Here is a 15776-nt window from a genome sequence, read left to right as displayed (position 1 = left end):
ATCCGGGGGTTGCCCCTACCCCGGGTCCGGGTGGCAACCGCATCGTGCGACGGCGGACGATCGGAAAGGGTGGATCGACCGACCGCGCTCGACCACGGGGAGACCACGCCATGCGGAACAGACATCGAACAAAACTGCTGGGAGTGATCGCACTCCTGCTCCTGCTACCGACCGCGACCCCCGCCGCAGCCCGCCCGGACGGTCAACTTGCGCACACCACCGTCGAGTTCACCAGCACCGACGGCGTCACTCTGCACGGCGAACTGATCGCCCCGCAGGGCGCGAACGGCGCCCCCGGGCTGGCGATGGTCGGCGGGGCCGGCCCGGTCACCATGGACGAACTGCGGCCCGCCGCCGAGGCGTTCGCCGGGCACGGCATCCCGACCCTGATCTGGGACAAGCGGACCGCCGGCTACTCCACTCTCGACCGGGACTACAACCGCCTCGCGGACGACACCCTCGCCGCCGCCCAACTCCTGCGCTTCCGGCCCGAGATCGACCCGAACCGGGTCGGCCTGTGGGGCCTGTCGGAGGGCGCCTGGGTGGTCACCCTGGCCGCCGGACGCACCCCCTCGGACGTGTCCTTCGTGGTCACCGCCGGCGCGGTCGGCCTCACCCCGGCCCGCCAACAGGCCTGGGCGTACGGCGAGTTCCTCCGACACGCCGGAATCACCGGCTCGCTGGTGCCGACCATGCAGAGCACACTGATCCGGCAACTGGCCGCCGCCGGGCTCTTCCCGGAAGCGGACTACGACCCGGTGCCCGCCTGGGAGCGGATCCACCAGCCGGTGCTGGCCGAGTGGGGCACGCTGGACCGCGAGGCCGTGCCCGCCGAGAGCGAGCGGATCGTCCGGGAGGCCCTGGACCGTGCGGGCAACCGCCACTACACGATCCGAACCGTCCCGGACGTCCGCCACAACCTCCGCCGCAGCTTCGCCGACGGCTTCGACCGATCCCCTCAACTACCGGACGACTACGCCGACTTCGAGTCCCGCTGGATCAACGGGCTGGCGACCGGACTGCCGGCGGCATCCGCCGACCCCGCCCCCGCACAGGAGTACGCCAGCCGGCTGCTCGCCCCGCTCCACTGGTACGAATCCCCTTGGCTCCAGGCCGCGTTGACCGGCGTCTGCCTGATCGGATTCGTCGGGCACCTCGCCACCGGCACAGTCCGCCGACTGCGCCGCCGCCCCGCCCCGGCAGGCCTGCCCCGCCCGGCCCGCTGGGCCGCCCTGACCGGCACCCTCACGGTCGTCGGCACCCCGCTCTACCTGCTGTTCATGGCGATCACCGCAGTCTCCCTGCCCGGACCGGTCCTGCTGGGCCGGCCGGCCGTCTGGTGGCTGCTGCAACTCGCCGCCGTGGCAACGGTGGTGGCGGTCGCACTGACCGCGTTCACCGCGCTCCGGAACCGCCCGGCGGGCGGCGCCCGGGTACGGCTCGGACTGCTGGCACTCTCGGGCGCGGCGTTCGTCCCGTGGGCGCTCTACTGGGGGCTGCTGCGCCCCTGACCGGTGCCGGGGTCAGACCTTGGCGTCCGGCGCGGTGTCGGCGACGTGCTGCCACACCGGGTCCAGCGCGAGGGCCGTGAGCTGGTCGCCGTCGAGCAGCGGCGACGGATACAGCTTGCCCCCCTGATTGGCGACGGTGTTCGAGGAAGCGGTGATCATGCTGCCGTCGGTGCGGTAGAGGGTCACCCGCCAGTCCTGCAGGCCCGCCGCCGCGTCGGGGAGGTACGTGTACAGCTGGCTGCCGTCGGGGCGGTTCTCGACAGCGCACTTGGACACGTTGCCGCAGGTCGCGTGCGGCTTGTAACCCGTCGAGTGCCGCGGAACACCGATGACCTGGCCGACCTCGATCCGGATGTTGCCCGACCGCGTGCCGTTGGTGATGTTGTGCAGCGCCCCGACCCGGAACGCCTGCTGCCGGACTCCGTCCGTCGGGCCCGGCATCCCGCTCGGCAGCGGCTGCGGGCCCGGGTCGTTCCAGGTGTTCTCGATGTGGTAGCCGGCCGGGATCCGCGCCGCCAGCAGCTCTGCGACATTCGGCGCGGAGCCCGGGCTGCCGGGCTTGGACGACGCACCGTCGCTCGGCTTCGACGACGCACCGTCGCTCGGCTTCGACGAGCCCCCGCCGGACGGGGCGGCCGCCGGACCGGCCACAGTGTTCGTCGGGCCGGCGGTCAGCACGGCGCCGCCCGCCACCGCGACGGCGATGACCGCCGCGACGGCCCCCGTCATGGTGGCGGCGCGCCGACGCTTGCTGCGGCGTCCCCGGCGCAGCAGGTCAGCCATCGGCGCGGGCCCGGCCGGGGCCTGGCTGTCCGCCAGCACCTCCAGCGCGTGCGACAGGTCCTCGTGGTCAGTGGTGCTCATGGGCTGACAGCCTCCTGGTTCATCGATCGGTTGTTCGACAGGGTGGTGCGCAGCCGGGCCATCGCCCGGGAGTGCTGGCTCTTGACGGTGCCGACCGAGCAGCCGAGGACGGTGGCGGTGTCCCTCTCGGACAGGTCCTCCAGGTGCCGCAGCACCACCACCGCACGCTGCCGCGGTGCCAACGACCGCAGTGCACGCCGGAGTTCGTCCATCTCGTCGTACTCGACACCGACCGCGCCGGCCGTCTCCGGCAGATCGGCGGTGAGCGTCTCCCGACGCCGTCGACGCCACCAGCTGATGTGTCCGTTGACCAGCATCCGCCGCAGGTAGGCGTGCGGATCGTCGGTGGCCACCCGTCGCCAGCGGACGTACAGCTTGACCAGGCAGTCCTGCAACAACTCCTCGCCGCGGTGCCGGTCCCCCGCTATCAGGGTGGCCGTGCGCAGGTGCCGCGGCCAGGCGGCCGCGACGAAGGCCGTGTAGGCGTCGTCCTCGGTTTCTCGACTCACACCGACCACACGCCCGAGCATGCCGGAAAGGTTGTCAGCAGTTTTTTCGGATCGTCTCCGCTCAGTCGGCGCGGGTCCGCAGCCGGCGCACCGCGAGAGCGGCCAAGGCGGCGGCGAGCAGGGCGAACAGCGCGCTCTCCACAAGCTGGAAGGTCCAGTAGCGATCGGCGGGCTGTTGGGTGATCTCGACGTGGATCCGGTGGTCGGCGAGGCAGCCGGGCAGGTCGGCGAGCGAACTGTGGTCCATGCAGTCCTGGAACCAGTCGCTGTGCCCGACGGGCGCGCCGGACTCGTCGAGGATCGCGCTCGTGTCGATCACCCACGGCCCGCCGGGCACCCGCAGTCCGCCGATGTCGCCGTAGGTGCCGATCTTGCTGAGGTTGGCGACGATCGGCGCGGTCAGCTGCACGGCGGTGCGCTCGGGCGCCCGGTAGTGCGGACGGACGACGGCCGGGACGACCAGTTGGACGACGGTGAACACGGCGAGCGTGGCCGCCATCGCGGGGACGGTGCGCCGCAGGTACAGGCCCAGGGTGGCGCCGAGCACGGACGCGAACGCGGCGTACGCGGCGGGCACCAGGCCGTGCGAGGCGAACGCGACCGGCTCGAAGCGCGCACCGCGAACGGCGGTGACGGGGCCGGCGGCCCAGCCCAGCAGCAGCGCGGCGAGAGCGGTGGCAAGGGTGCAACTGCCGCCCACCACACCGAGTTTGGCCGCCAGCCAGCGGCGGCGGGTGATGCTCTGGTTCCACACCAGCCGGTGCGTGCCCGCCTCGAACTCCCGGGCCACCAGCGGCGCGCCGCAGAACACCCCGAACACGGCGGGCGCCACCAGCAGCAGGTAGCCGAGCAGGTCGGTGCGCAGCCCGTAGCGGTCCGCGAAGGCGGCGAGCGGCCCGGTGCAGTCGGCGCGGGCCGAGCAGTGCGCGAGCGTGTCCTGCTGGGCGTGGTGGATGTCGAGGCCGAGCACCACCAGGTAGCCGGCCAGCAGGAGCAGCGCGCCCAGGCCGATCAGCGCCTGGGTGCGGAACTGACGCCAGGTCAGCCAGATCATCGACGGGCCTCCGGTCGGGCGGCGGGACGGCGCGCGTTCTCGGCGCGGGCCAGCTGGGCGAGGACGAGTTCCTCCAGGTCGGGCACGGTGACGGCCCACGGTCCGTCCGGCAGCGGCTGCTCGGTGCGGACCAGGGCGGTCGCCGGGCCGCCGTCGGACGGGTCGGTGCGGGTGAGCACGGTGACGGTCGGCGGGAGCGCGTCGAGGTCGGCGGGGCGGCCGGTCACCCGGGCGTGCCGGGCCAGCAACGGGCCGATGTCGCCGTGCAGTCGGACCCGTCCGCGAGCCAGCACCACCAGGTGGTCACAGACCCGGGCGACATCGGGCAGGGCGTGCGAGGAGAGCACGGCCGTCGCGCCCAGCTCGGCGACGGACTCCATCAGGTGGTCCAGGAACGCGTGCCGGGCCAGCGGGTCGAGGGCGGCGGCGGGCTCGTCGAGGATCAGCAGGTCCGGCCGCTTGGCGGCGGCCACGGTCAGGGCGAGTTGGGCGCGCTGCCCGCCGGACAGCCGGCCGGCCTTCTGCCGAGGGTCCAACTCGGAACGGCCCAACCGGCGTTCGGCGAGCGCCGCATCCCAGCGCGGGTTGAGACGGGCACCGAGACGCAGGTGCTCGGCGACGGTGAGGTCCGGGTAGACGGGCGTGTCCTGGGCGACGTACCCGACCCGCGCCAGATGATCCGGTCGGACGCCCGGCTCCGCGCCGTGCACCCGGATCCGGCCCGCCGTCGGGGCGATCAGCCCGCACGCGAGCTGCAACAACGTCGACTTCCCGGCCCCGTTCGGTCCGACCAGACCGACCACCCGGCCCGCCGGAACACTCAACTCCACGTCCGCGAGCGCCGATCGACGCCCGTACCGCTTGCCGAGCCCGACGGCCTCCAACACCGGCGTCACCACAGCTCCACGTCCTCGGCGTCCCGCCCCGCCCGCCGCCCCCGCCAGGCCCGCACCAACCGGTACGCACCCCACCCCAGAGCAACCAGTACGCCCAGCTGAAACGCCCACCACGCGTACAACAACGGGCTCCGCTCAGTCTTCTCGGCCACCGCCAACAGCACGGCACCGCTCGTCAATCCATCCATGCCCCCACACTCCCGCCCACCCCCAACCCCCCACAGCGGCCGAAGGTACGGTCCCCCCACCCGCCCGTCGTACTTTCGGCCGGTTCGCCGCACCTGTGGTTTCCCCTAGCGTGGCGGCGTGAGACGGACGTCGGTGGTGGGGAACGCAGTGCTCGGGGCGGGGTTCGCGCTGGTGCTGCTGGTGATGGCGGCGCAGTACGCGGCGCAGGGCCGGACGTGGCTGCTGGACGCGGCGACCGGTGCGGTGGTGTGCGCGCTGGCCGTGGGGCGGGAGCGGAACCGTGGCGGGGCGGCCGCGCTGGGCCTGGCCGTGGCCGGTGCGGCGGCCCTCGCCGCCCGCGCGGCGGGGCTGCCCGGGGAGCCCGGCGCGGCGGCGGTGCTGGGGCTGCTGGTGCTGGGCGGCTCCGCGGTGCGGACGCTGCCGTGGCGTTCGGCCGCCGCGCTCGCCGCCGCCGGACTGGCGCTGATGACGGCGGGACTGCTGGCGGCGCAGGCCCCGGCGACCCCGTTCCGGGTCGGCATCGAGGTGTGGGCGCTGGCGCTCGCCGCCGGCCTCGGGCTACGTCTGCTGGACCACCGCCGGCAGGCCGCCGCCGAGACCGCCCGCCGCGACGAACGCCTCGCGCTGGCGCGGGAGTTGCACGACCTGGTCGCGCACCACATCACCGGCGTGGTGGTGCAGGCGCAGGCGGCCCGGATCGTCGCCCGCAAGCGTCCCGAGCAGCTGGACGACACCCTCGCCGGGATCGAGACGGCCGGCGCGGACGCGCTGTCCGCGATGCGCCGCGTCGTGGGCCTGCTGCGCGCCGCCGACGACACTCCGGGGACGGCGCCCGCCGCCCCCGGCCCGGCCGAACTCGCCGACCTGGTAGGGAGGTTCGAAGGCCACGGCCCGACCGTCCGGCTGTGCCTGCCGGACCAGGACGCGCCGCCCTGGCCGCCCGAGGTCGCCACCACCGTGCACCGGATCGTCCAGGAGTCGCTGACCAATGTCGCCCGCCACGCCGCCCACGCCCGGACCGCCGAGGTCGCCGTCGCCCACACCCCGGGCGTCCTGACCGTCACCGTCGCCGACGACGCCGCCCCCGCCCACACCCGCCACCGCCGCCCCGCCGGCTACGGCCTCCTCGGCATGCGTGAACGCGTCGAAGCCCTCGGCGGCACCCTCACCACCGGCCCCGCCCCCACCGGCGGCTGGACCGTCCACGCCGAACTCCCCGTCCCCGAAAGCGCCCCCCGATGACCATTCGCATCCTGCTCGCCGACGACCAGGCGATGATCCGCAGCGGCCTGCGCCTGATCCTGGAGGACGAGGACGACCTGACCGTCGTCGGCGAGGCCTCCGACGGCGCCCAGGCGGTCGAGCTCGCCCGCCGGCTGCGGCCCGACGTCTGCCTGGTCGACATCCGGATGCCCGGCCTGGACGGCATCGACGTGACCCGCGCGCTGGCCGGTCCGGGTGTTGCCGACCCGCTGCGGGTGGTCGTCGTCACCACCTTCGACCTCGACGAGTACGTGCACGGCGCACTGCACGCCGGCGCGGTCGGGTTCGTCCTCAAGGGCGCGGCGCCCGCGCTGCTGATCGAGGCCGTCCGGGCCGCGCACGCCGGCGACGCCCTGATCTCCCCGTCCCTGACCCTCCGCCTGCTGCGCGGCCTCGCCCCCGCCCCGGCGCCCACCCCGCCGGGCCGTCCGCCCGGCCGCCCGCTCTCCGCCCGCGAGACCGAGGTGGTCCGCGCCATCGCCCGGGGCCGCACCAACCAGGAGATCGCCGCCGACCTGTTCATCACCCTCAGCACCGTGAAGAGCCACCTGACCGCCGTCCAGCAGAAGCTCGGCGCCCGCAACCGCGTCGAGATCGCCGCCTGGGCCTGGCAGTACCACCTGGTCGACCCGCCCCTGAGCCACCCCTGAGCCGGCCCTGAGGTCCGACCTCCGGGGCCGCTCGGGGTTCGTCCCGGATGACCACGGAACGGCCGGACGGAAGACTTTCCCACGTCAACGCGCTCACCGGGAGCGGCCGTTGAGGAACACGGGGGACGGGCATGAAGACCACGGGACGCAAGCTGGCAGCCACCGCCGCGATCGGCGCACTGGTGGTGGGCCTCACCACCGGCGTGGCCACCGCCGCACCGACCGCCCCCGCGAGCCTGCCCACCGCTGCGAGCCCGTCCACCGCCACGAGCCCGTTCACCGCCGCGACGCCACCGAACGCGGCTGCGCTGAAGGCGTCCATCGCAGGCCTGCCCAGCGACCAACTCACCAGCGCCGTCGTGCTGGTGGGCGGCGAGGGCGGCCGCTGGTCGGGCACCTCCGGGGTGGGCGACCCGGCGACCGGGCGGCCGGTGAAGGCGGACGGCGAATTCCGGATCGGCAGCATCACCAAGGTCTTCACCGCCGCCGTGGTCCTCCAGCTCGCCGCCGAGCACCGGGTCGACCTGGACGGCCCCGCCGTCCGGTACCTGCCGCCGAACACCCTGCCGGAGGCCTACTCCGCGGTCACCGTACGGCAGTTGCTCAACCACACCAGCGGCCTGCCGAACGGCCTGGGACAGTTCCCCGACGACGGCACCCCGGAGTGGTTCGCCGCCCACGCGAGCGACAGCTTCACCCCGCAGGAGGTGGTCCGGCGGATCATGCTCAACCCGAAGGCGTTCGACGCGGGCAAGGCCCAGCAGTACAACGGCGTCAACTACTACCTGGCGGGCCTGCTGATCGAGCAGGTCACCGGCCACAGCTACGGCCACGAGGTCGGCGCCCGGATCCTGCGCCCGCTCGGCCTGCACCACACCTGGGTGCCGGGCGCCGACGACACCGCGCTGCCGAACCCGACCGCGCACGCCGTCCTCACCGTCACCCGCCCGGACGGCAGCACCGGCCTGGCGGACGTGACCGACCAGAGCCCCTGGCCGTGGGCCGAGGGCGGCATGATCTCCACCGCGCCCGACCTGGAGCGCTTCATGTCCGCGCTGCTGCACGGCAGGCTGCTGCCGCCCGCCCAGCAGGCCGAGCTGTTCGCCGTCCCGAACGTGCCGAACAACCAGAACGACCACTGCGACATCGGCCCCACCGCCGGCCGGGCCTGCTTCAGCACCGGCCTGATGCGCTTCTCCCCCGCCCCCGGCGTCGAGTTCTGGGGCAAGACCGGCAGCCGCCCCGGGTACACCAGCGCCGTCTTCGCGACCCGCGACGGCTCCCGCGACCTGGTCTACTCCTTCACCCCGACCTCCCGCGCGGGCGCTTCCTTCGCCGCCCAGTACCAGGTCGCCGCCGCCGCGTTCGACCTGCCGACGCACTGACCCGCACGCACGCAGGAGGCCCGCACCGCGCATCGCGGTACGGGCCCTCTGGCGCGCGCGTCAGTTCGCGGCGAGCAGTTCCAGGGTGTCGATCACCCGGTTCGAGAAGCCCCACTCGTTGTCGTACCAGGCGACCACCTTGACGTGCCGGCCGTCGACCCGGGTGAGCTCCGAGTCGAAGATCGAGGACGCCGGGTTGCCGGTGATGTCGGAGGAGACCAGCGGGTCGTCCGAGTACTCCAGGACGCCCGCCAGCTTGCCGGCGGCGGCCTCGCGGTAGGCGGCGAGCACCTCCTCGCGGGTGACGTCGCGGGAGACGGTGGTGTTCAGCTCCACGATCGAGCCGACCGGGACGGGCACCCGGATCGAGTCGCCGGACAGCTTGCCGTCCAGCTGCGGCAGCACCAGGCCGATCGCCTTCGCGGCGCCGGTGGTGGTCGGCACGATGTTGACGGCGGCGGCGCGGGCCCGACGCGGGTCGCGGTGCGGGCCGTCCTGGAGGTTCTGCTCCTGGGTGTAGGCGTGCACGGTGGTCATGAACCCGTGCTCGATGCCGGCCAGTTCGTCGAGGACGGCGGCCAGCGGGGCCAGCGCGTTGGTGGTGCAGGACGCGTTGGAGACGATGGTGTGCGCGGCCGGGTCGTACGCCTCGGTGTTGACGCCGTAGGCGAGGGTGACGTCGGCGCCGTCGGACGGCGCGGACACCAGGACCTTCCTCGCGCCGGCCGCCAGGTGGGCACGGGCGGCGTCCGCGGAGGTGAACCGGCCGGTGGCCTCCAGCACGAGGTCCACGCCGAGCGCGGCCCACGGCAGGTCGGCGGGGTTGCGCTCGGCGAGCACCTTGATCCGACGGCCGTCCACCACCAGCACGTCGCCCTCGACGGTCACCGGGCGGCCGAGCCGGCCCGAGGTGGTGTCGTAGGCCAGCAGCCGACCGAGCGCGGTGGGCTCGGTCAGGTCGTTGACGGCCACGACCTCCAGCTTGCTGTCGCGCTCCAGCAGGGCGCGCAACACGTTGCGCCCGATGCGGCCGAATCCATTGATGGCGATGCGGGTCATGGGAAGTGCCCTCCTGTGCGCTGGGTGAACTCCTCCACTCTCGCCCGCCCGCCCAGCCCGCGGCAGTGGCGTCCGTGCCACGGTTCGCAAGGATCGTGCCAGGCCCCGACGGCAGCAGGAAAACGCTTTCCCCTCGCCTCCGGAAAGCGCTTTCACTCCCCCTTGGTGAACGTCCGCCGGTACTCGCTCGGCGTGGTCCCGAGGATCTGCTGGAAGTGCGTGCGCAGGTTGGCCCCGGTGCCGAGACCGGTCTCCGCGGCGATCCGCTCGACGCTCCGCTCGGAACGTTCCAGCAGCTCACGGGCGAGATCGACGCGGGCTCGCAGCACCCACTGCATCGGCGTGTACCCGGTGTCCTCGACGAACCGCCGGGAGAACGTGCGCGGCGAGACCGCGGCGTGCCGGGCCAGCGTCCGCACCGTCAGCGGCTCGTCCAGCCGGTGCAGCGCCCACTCCCGGGTGGCGGCGAACCGCTCCCCGATCGGCTCGGGCACGCTGCGCGGCACGTACTGCGCCTGACCGCCGCTGCGGTACGGCGCGGCCACCAGCCGCCGCGCGGTGTGGTTGGACGCCGCCACCCCGAGGTCCCGGCGCAGCACGTGCAGGCACAGGTCGATGCCGGACGCCGCGCCCGCCGAGGTGAGCACGCTGCCCTCGTCCACGAACAGCACGTTCTCGTCCACCCGCACCCGCGGGTACTTGGCCGCCAGCGCCCGCGTGTAGTGCCAGTGCGTGGTGGCGCGGCGGCCGTCCAGCAGCCCGGTCGCGGCCAGCGCGAACGCCCCGGTGGAGATCGCCGCCAGCCGGGCCCCGCGCCGGTGCGCCGCGCACAGCGCCTCGACCACGGCGGCCGGCGGGTCGTCCCGGTCGGGGTGGCGGTAGCCGGGCACGAACACCGACTCCGCCCACTCCAGCGCCTCCAGCCCGTGCGCCACGTGGTACGACAGCCCGTCCCCGCCCGCCACCAGCCCGGGCGCCGCGCCGCACACCCGCACCTCGTACGGCATGCTCGCGCGGGTGGAGAACACCTGCGCCGGGATCCCGACGTCGAGCGGCTTCGCACCGTCGAGGACCAGCACGGCGACCCGGCGCAGACGAGGAGCAGACATCCCGTCAGCCTAAGGTCCGGAGGCGTCCGGCCCGCGCTGCCGAGAGTCCGCCCGCCCGCCTCCGGGTCGCCTCGCCCGGGCAGCCCAGCACGCCGTGCGCGCCGTCCGCGCCGTCCGCGCAGCCGCTGTGCCGCAGCCCGTCCGAACCTCAGCCCATGCTCTTCGCCCCGTCGATCGCCTCCCGGATGATGTCGGCGTGCCCGGCGTGCTGGGTGGTCTCCGCGACGATGTGGATCAGCGTGCGGCGGGCCGACCAGGCCGTGTCGGCCTGGAACCACGGCGCGGGCGGCAGCGGGTGCGAGACGCCCAGGTCGGACAGGTTCGACACCAGCTCGTCGGTGGCCCGGGCGACGGTCTCGTACGCGGTCAGCACCCCGGCCAGGGTCTCGCCGGGCAGCAACCGGAACTCCGCGGCGCGCTGCTCGTAGTCCGCCTCGGTGAAGCTCATGAAGTCCGGCATCACGGACGGCCCGAACTCGATGAACGCCGCCCAGGTCCGCTCCACCGAGCTGACGTGCTTGATCAGGCCGCCGATGCACAGCTCGCTGACGGTGGTGCGCCGCCCGGCCTGCTCGTCGTCCAGGTCGCGGGCGGTCATCCGCAGGAAGTGCCGGGCCGCCCGCAGCGCGTCCAGCAGCTCGGCCTGCTCGCCGGCCGGCCGCTCGTCCGTGGCGGTGGCGACGGGGTACTGGCCGACGGGGGTCTCGGTGGTCTCGGTCATCGTCTCGCCTCTCGTAAGCACGTCAACAGCGGTTCAACACAAGGAAGTTCGGCGCGTTCTCGGCGCCGTCCCGCTCGCTCGTGTTCCACACTAGGAGCCATTGCGGCCAGTTTCCGGCCGCAATTGCGAGAGGATTCGGAGTCATGGCCGACACCAGTGCCCGCACCCTGCGGCTGCTCACCCTGCTCCAGTCCCACCGCTACTGGAGCGGCGAGGAACTCTCCGCCCGCCTCGGCGTCTCGGCCCGCACCCTGCGCCGCGACGTGGACCGGCTGCGCGAGCTCGGCTACCCGGTCGAAGCCCGGCGCGGCGTGGACGGCGGCTACCAGCTCGCCGCCGGCGCCGCCCTGCCGCCGCTGGTGATCGACGACGAGGAGGCGGTCGCGCTGGCCGTCGGACTCCAGGCAGCGGCCGACGGCCCGGTCGAGGGCATCGCGGAGGCCTCGGTGCGGGCACTGGCCAAGGTGGTGCAGGTGATGCCGACCCGCCTGCGCCGCCGCGTCGACGCGCTGCGCACCGTCACCGTGCCGGGCGTCTGGCGCGGCCGGGACACCGCCGACGACCGGATCGACCCCGACACCCTCACCGCCACCGCCCTCGCCTGCCGCGACACCGAACGCCTGCGCTTCCAGTACGGCACCGCGGACGGCCGCACCGGCGAGCGCCACACCGAGCCGCACCACCTGGTCCGGCTGGGCCGACGCTGGTACCTGGTCGCCTACGACCTCGTCCGGCACGACTGGCGCACCTTCCGCCTCGACCGGCTCACCGCGCCCGCCCCGACCGGCGCCCACTTCCGCCCCCGCACCCTGCCGGCCGCCGACGCCGCCGAGTTCGTCCGGGCCGGCCTGAACGCCCAGTCCCGGCCGTACCGCGTCGACGTGCTGATCGACGCCCCGGCGGCGACCGTCCGGCAGCGGATCGGCTACTGGTCCGACATCGAGGAGGTGGACGAGGGCCGCTGCCGCCTCCTGATGAACGCCGAGTCGCTGGACTGGCCCGCGATGGCGGTCGGCTCCCTGGACGTCGACTTCCAGGTCGTCTCCCCGCCCGAACTCGCCACCCTGATGGCCACCTGGGGCGAACGCTTCGTCCGCTGCACCGCGCCCAACGAGCAGGCAGAATCGGCCCCGTGACGACTCAGCAGCTGCTCACCCCCGCCGAGGCCGCCGAACGCTCGGGCTTCAGCCTGGACACCCTGCGCTACTACGAGCGCATCGGCCTGCTCACCTCCATCACCCGCGCCACCAGCGGCCACCGCCGCTTCACCCCCGACGACCTGGCCTGGCTGGGCATCCTGCGCTGCCTGCGCGACACCGGCATGCCGATCGCCGACATGCGTCGCTACGCCGAACTCGCCCGCACCGACCACCCGGACAGCCTCCGCGACCGGATCGCCCTGCTGGAGAAGCACGACACCGCCGTCAACGACCAGATCACCCTGCTGGCACGCCAACGCACCCACCTGCGCGACAAGATCGACTACTACCGGACCGTCCTCGACGCCGACTGACCCCCCGCACCGCCCCGCCCCGTCCAGGACCGCAGCCCGCCCACCACCGACCCGTCCACCACCGTGCCGAACAGGGCAAGTCGGTCCTGCACGTCGCGGACCGACTCAGCCCATGGTGCGCTGCCCGTCCAGCGCCTCGCGGAGGATGTCGGCGTGGCCCGCGTGCTGCGCGGTCTCGGCGACGATGTGCAGCAGGACCCGGCGGACGCTCCAGGCCGCGCCGGGTTCGAACCAGGGGGCCGACGGCAGGGGGTGGGCGGCGTCCAGGTCGAGGGTGGCGACCAGGCCGTCGGTGTGCTCGGCGACGGCCCGGTAGCGCTCCAGCAGGACGTCCAGGGTCTCGCCGGGCAGCATCCGGAACTGCTCCGCCCAGGCCTCGGCGTCCGTCGGCGCGCCCTCGGAGCGCATCGCCTCCGCGCCGCCGATGGCGAACCGCATCCAGCGTTCCTCGACCCCCGCGACGTGCTTGACCAACCCGCCGAGGGTGAGTTCGCTGACGGTGGTGCGCTGCTGAGCCTGGTCGTCCGTCAGCCCGCGGACGGTGTAGCGCAGGAACCCCCGGTGCTTGTCGAGCGAGGCCAGCAGATCGGCCCGCTCGCCGGTGAGTTCGGGCCGCGGCGTGACCATCAGGACACCTCCACCGTGGACGGCGGCTCGCCCTCCGCGGCCCCCGGGTCGATCAGCGAGAACGCCGCGCCCTGCGGGTCCACGAACGACGCGAACCGCCCGAACGGGCTGGTCATCGGCCCGAACACCAGCTGTCCGCCGACCTTGGCGACCCGCTCGACCGCGGCGTCGCAGTTCTCCACGATGAAGTAGATGCTGATGAACGACGGTACCTGCGCGGGCACTTCGGGCGTCATCGCCATCGACCCGAGCACCTCCCTGCCGCCGACGGTGAAGAGCCGGTACTCGACCTTCTCGTCGACGAGCTTCCGCACCCCGTACGAAAAGACCTGTGGGAAGAAGGTGTTCGCGGCGTCCGGGTCCCGGGTGAACACCTCCGCCCAGCCGTAACTGCCCGGCGCGTCGCGCAGTTCGAAGCCGGTGTGCTCCTCGCCCTGCCAGACGCCGAACAGCACGCCGCCCGGGTCCGTGGCGACCGCCATCGACCCGAAGGTGCCGACCTGCATCGGCTCCAGCAGCAGGGTGCCGCCGGCCGCCCGGATCCGCTCCGCGGTGGCCCGGACGTCCGGCGAGGCCAGGTAGAGCACCCAGGTGGACCGGGCCTCGCCGTGCCCGGGCGGCGGCGGGACGATCGCGGCCACCGCCTTGCCGTCCCGGAACGCCTGCGTGTAGTTGCCGTGCTCGGTCGAGGACTCGCCGAACGTCCAGCCCAGCACCTCGCCGTAGAAGCTCTTCGCACCCTCCAGGTCGGTGAACATCGCGTCCGCCCAGACCGGGGTGCCTTCGGGTTGCGCAGCCATGGTGCCTCTCGCTCCGCTGTCGGGGATCGGGAATCCGCGGCCCGGCAAGGGACCCGGCCACGGGCACGACCACGTGCGCTGGCCACGCTAGCCAGCGACCGCCCCGGTTTCCCGGCGGCGCGCGCGACCGCCACCCGACGGGTCGTCACCAACCCCGAGGCCACTCGGGAACGGGCTCCCGAACGCCGGTTACAGGGCAGTGACAGTGCACACATGGTCCCGGGTCATCCGGCTGACAATCTTTGGTCAACGCCCGAACGACAGCGCAGCAGAGCGCGGAACGGACCGGGCTGAGCCACCATCACTCACTGCTTCCGGGGGAAACCTTCCATGTCCGCGCGCGCCCGCCTCCGCCGTTCCGCCGCCGTCGCCTTCGTCTCCGCGATCACCGCGGGTTCCGCTCTGCTGCTCACCGCCTGCGACCCGTCGGCCGACGCGGCCGACGCGAAGTCCGGCACCGCCGCGCCGACCCGGTCCACCTCCCCGTCCGCCGTCGGCTCGGCCTCGCCCTCGTCCTCCGCCGGCGCCTCCGCCACCCCGTCCGCCTCCGCGTCGACCACGCCCACCGGCTCCGCGCCCGCCCCGGCCGCCACGCCCTCCACCACGCCGACCAAGGCCGCGCTGAACCTCACCAAGGGCACCGGGCTGACCATCAGCAACGGCACCCGGTACGTGGTGATGGACGGCAAGGTCGTCGACTTCGGCACCGTCGTCCGCGACCTGACGTGGTCCCCGGACGGCAAGCACGCCGCGTTCGTCGACGGCAACGGCAACCTGCAGACCTCCGACCCGGACGGCAGCCACAAGGTGCTGATCGCCAAGGCCCCCTCGGGCCAGACCTGGTCCCACCCGACCTGGCAGGTCACCGTCCCCGACTCGATCGACCCGGGCCGCAACAACCTGCTCCTCACCGCCGACGACCACGGCACGCTGCGCCTGCTCACCGTCCCCGCCCACGCCGGCGCCACCCCCGCGGCGCTCCGCCTGATCACGTCCGACATGGACGGCGGCCCGGGCGTGCCGCAGACCGGCAACCTGTGGCCGAACGCGACCGGCTCGCACGGCTCGGCCGTGTACGCCAACAAGAACGACGGCCAGGTGTACATCCGCGACGAGTACACGCGGCTTGACGGCGCCGCCGTCACCAAGGGCTCGCAGCCGGCCGCCGACGACGAGGGCGACATCGTGTTCGTCCGCTCGGTCGACGGGCACAGCCACATCTTCGAGCGGTCCGTCGACTCCCACCAGGAGCGCGACCTCACCCCGCGCGCCTCGGCCGACTACACCGAGCCGGTCGTCTCGCACGACGGCACGACCGTCGCCTTCCGCGGCCCGGACGGCATCTACACCGTGCCCGCCAAGGGCGGCACCCCGCAGAAGGTCAGCGACACGGTGGGCCTGCCCGCGTTCCGCGGCTGACGCCCCGGTCCGTCCCGGTTCGCACCTGCTGCGACGAGCCGCCTACGAGCCGCCGGCATCCTGAACGGCCGCCGCAGTCACGGCCGTTGGTGCGAACTGACAGGATGTGTACGAGACACATGCCATCATGGCGGGGGGGCGCCTGCCCACGACCCCCCCCCCCCCCCCCACAAAAATTAATACCTGGCGAGAATAACTATGACACAC

At 73.6% G+C, this 15776-nt stretch carries 17 protein-coding genes; 7 read left to right on the top strand and 10 right to left on the bottom strand.

What is annotated here, in order from left to right:
• Positions 1-143: 143 nt before the first annotated feature.
• Positions 144-1511 (top strand): alpha/beta hydrolase family protein, encoded by a 1368-nt coding sequence (locus ACFV4P_RS20750; protein WP_380473120.1) that lies wholly within the window; start codon positions 144-146, stop codon positions 1509-1511.
• Between the two features lie 12 nt (positions 1512-1523).
• Here the strand turns inward: ACFV4P_RS20750 and ACFV4P_RS20745 are convergent, their stop codons facing one another.
• From ACFV4P_RS20745 to ACFV4P_RS20725, 5 genes are all read right to left on the bottom strand, one after another.
• Complete coding sequence (locus tag ACFV4P_RS20745; protein WP_380473118.1) at positions 1524-2375, bottom strand: hypothetical protein; 852 nt, start codon at positions 2373-2375, stop codon at positions 1524-1526.
• Positions 2372-2884: a SigE family RNA polymerase sigma factor gene (locus ACFV4P_RS20740; RefSeq protein WP_380473116.1), complete on the bottom strand. Its 513-nt coding sequence runs from the start codon at positions 2882-2884 to the stop codon at positions 2372-2374. The genes ACFV4P_RS20745 and ACFV4P_RS20740 overlap by 4 nt, the downstream gene beginning before the upstream one ends.
• A 61-nt stretch (positions 2885-2945) precedes the next feature.
• The gene (locus ACFV4P_RS20735; protein ID WP_380473114.1) at positions 2946-3938 is read right to left on the bottom strand and encodes a hypothetical protein; all 993 of its coding nucleotides are present in this window, start codon (positions 3936-3938) and stop codon (positions 2946-2948) included.
• Entirely contained in the window at positions 3935-4834 is a 900-nt protein-coding gene (locus tag ACFV4P_RS20730; protein ID WP_380473112.1) for an ABC transporter ATP-binding protein, read from the bottom strand. Before ACFV4P_RS20730 ends, ACFV4P_RS20735 begins: the two co-directional genes overlap by 4 nt.
• Positions 4831-5022, bottom strand: coding sequence for a hypothetical protein (locus ACFV4P_RS20725; protein ID WP_380473110.1), 192 nt, complete (start codon positions 5020-5022; stop codon positions 4831-4833). The genes ACFV4P_RS20730 and ACFV4P_RS20725 overlap by 4 nt, the downstream gene beginning before the upstream one ends.
• Before the next feature lie 136 nt (positions 5023-5158).
• Between ACFV4P_RS20725 and ACFV4P_RS20720 the strand changes: the two genes are divergently transcribed.
• The 3 genes from ACFV4P_RS20720 to ACFV4P_RS20710 all read left to right on the top strand — a co-directional run bounded on the left by ACFV4P_RS20720 (position 5159) and on the right by ACFV4P_RS20710 (position 8321).
• Positions 5159-6265, top strand: a complete 1107-nt coding sequence (locus ACFV4P_RS20720; RefSeq protein ID WP_380473108.1) for a sensor histidine kinase — start codon at positions 5159-5161, stop codon at positions 6263-6265.
• On the top strand, positions 6262-6936 hold the full coding sequence (locus ACFV4P_RS20715; RefSeq protein ID WP_380473106.1) for a response regulator: 675 nt from the start codon (positions 6262-6264) through the stop codon (positions 6934-6936). The genes ACFV4P_RS20720 and ACFV4P_RS20715 overlap by 4 nt, the downstream gene beginning before the upstream one ends.
• 131 nt (positions 6937-7067) lie before the next feature.
• Positions 7068-8321: a serine hydrolase domain-containing protein gene (locus ACFV4P_RS20710; RefSeq protein WP_380473104.1), complete on the top strand. Its 1254-nt coding sequence runs from the start codon at positions 7068-7070 to the stop codon at positions 8319-8321.
• 60 nt (positions 8322-8381) lie between these two features.
• Here the strand turns inward: ACFV4P_RS20710 and gap are convergent, their stop codons facing one another.
• From gap to ACFV4P_RS20695, 3 genes are all read right to left on the bottom strand, one after another.
• Entirely contained in the window at positions 8382-9380 is a 999-nt protein-coding gene (gene gap, locus ACFV4P_RS20705; protein WP_380473102.1) for a type I glyceraldehyde-3-phosphate dehydrogenase, read from the bottom strand.
• 152 nt (positions 9381-9532) lie between these two features.
• On the bottom strand, positions 9533-10489 hold the full coding sequence (locus ACFV4P_RS20700; protein ID WP_380473100.1) for a GlxA family transcriptional regulator: 957 nt from the start codon (positions 10487-10489) through the stop codon (positions 9533-9535).
• Between the two features lie 148 nt (positions 10490-10637).
• A complete protein-coding gene (locus tag ACFV4P_RS20695; protein WP_380473098.1) occupies positions 10638-11210 on the bottom strand; it encodes a DinB family protein in 573 nt (190 codons plus the stop codon).
• 143 nt (positions 11211-11353) lie between these two features.
• On the opposite strand from ACFV4P_RS20695, the gene ACFV4P_RS20690 reads away from it, so the two are divergent.
• Positions 11354-12346: a helix-turn-helix transcriptional regulator gene (locus ACFV4P_RS20690; RefSeq protein WP_380473096.1), complete on the top strand. Its 993-nt coding sequence runs from the start codon at positions 11354-11356 to the stop codon at positions 12344-12346.
• Positions 12343-12723, top strand: coding sequence for a MerR family transcriptional regulator (locus ACFV4P_RS20685; protein ID WP_073807319.1), 381 nt, complete (start codon positions 12343-12345; stop codon positions 12721-12723). The genes ACFV4P_RS20690 and ACFV4P_RS20685 overlap by 4 nt, the downstream gene beginning before the upstream one ends.
• A 105-nt stretch (positions 12724-12828) precedes the next feature.
• On the opposite strand, the gene ACFV4P_RS20680 is transcribed toward ACFV4P_RS20685, so the two are convergent.
• On the bottom strand, positions 12829-13350 hold the full coding sequence (locus tag ACFV4P_RS20680) for a DinB family protein (RefSeq protein ID WP_380473094.1): 522 nt from the start codon (positions 13348-13350) through the stop codon (positions 12829-12831).
• Positions 13350-14150: a VOC family protein gene (locus ACFV4P_RS20675; protein ID WP_380473092.1), complete on the bottom strand. Its 801-nt coding sequence runs from the start codon at positions 14148-14150 to the stop codon at positions 13350-13352. The genes ACFV4P_RS20680 and ACFV4P_RS20675 overlap by 1 nt, the downstream gene beginning before the upstream one ends.
• A 330-nt stretch (positions 14151-14480) precedes the next feature.
• On the opposite strand from ACFV4P_RS20675, the gene ACFV4P_RS20670 reads away from it, so the two are divergent.
• Positions 14481-15569 (top strand): hypothetical protein, encoded by a 1089-nt coding sequence (locus tag ACFV4P_RS20670; RefSeq protein WP_380473090.1) that lies wholly within the window; start codon positions 14481-14483, stop codon positions 15567-15569.
• Positions 15570-15776: the final 207 nt, after the last annotated feature.

Origin of the sequence: Kitasatospora sp. NPDC059795, assembly GCF_042732175.1 — a bacterium.
Lineage (GTDB): Bacteria > Actinomycetota > Actinomycetes > Streptomycetales > Streptomycetaceae > Kitasatospora.
This window is presented reverse-complemented; position numbering and strand designations above follow the sequence as displayed.